A 529-nucleotide genomic window follows, 5' to 3' on the forward strand; every position below is an offset into this window, starting at 1 on the left:
GTGGAAGGACCTGGCCGGGCACGAGATCAGCCGGCCGATCCCGCGGATCACCTGGCACGACGCGATGGCCCGGTACGGCTCGGACAAGCCGGACCTGCGCTACGGCGTCGAGCTGACCGAGCTGACCGAGTACCTGCGTGGCACCGAGTTCCGGGTGTTCGCCGGGGCGATCGATGCGGGCGGCTACGTCGGCGCGGTGGTCATGCCGGGCGGCGCGGCGCAGAGCCGCAAGGAGCTGGACGGCTGGCAGGACTGGGAGAAGGCGCGGGGCGCGCGCGGCCTGGCGTACGTGGTGCTGGACGCCGAGACCGGCGAGGCGCGCGGCCCGGTGGCGAAGAACCTCTCCGCCGAGCACCTGGGCGGGCTCGCCGACGCGGTCGGCGCCAAGCCGGGCGACGCGGTCTTCTTCGCGGCGAGCGCCACCACCCGGGAGGCGCAGGAGCTGCTCGGGGCGGCCCGGGTCGAGATCGCCAAGCGGTCCGGCCTGATCGACGAGAGCGCCTGGGCGTTCTGCTGGGTGGTCGACGCG

General features: G+C 74.7%; 1 protein-coding gene. It reads left to right on the plus strand.

Annotated elements, in window-relative coordinates:
- A partial coding sequence (locus tag KBX53_RS35405) for a GAD domain-containing protein (protein ID WP_309140930.1) occupies positions 1-529 on the plus strand: 529 nt, incomplete at both ends.

The organism is Micromonospora sp. M51 (assembly GCF_018070305.1).
GTDB classification, from domain to species: Bacteria; Actinomycetota; Actinomycetes; order Mycobacteriales; family Micromonosporaceae; genus Micromonospora; species Micromonospora parva.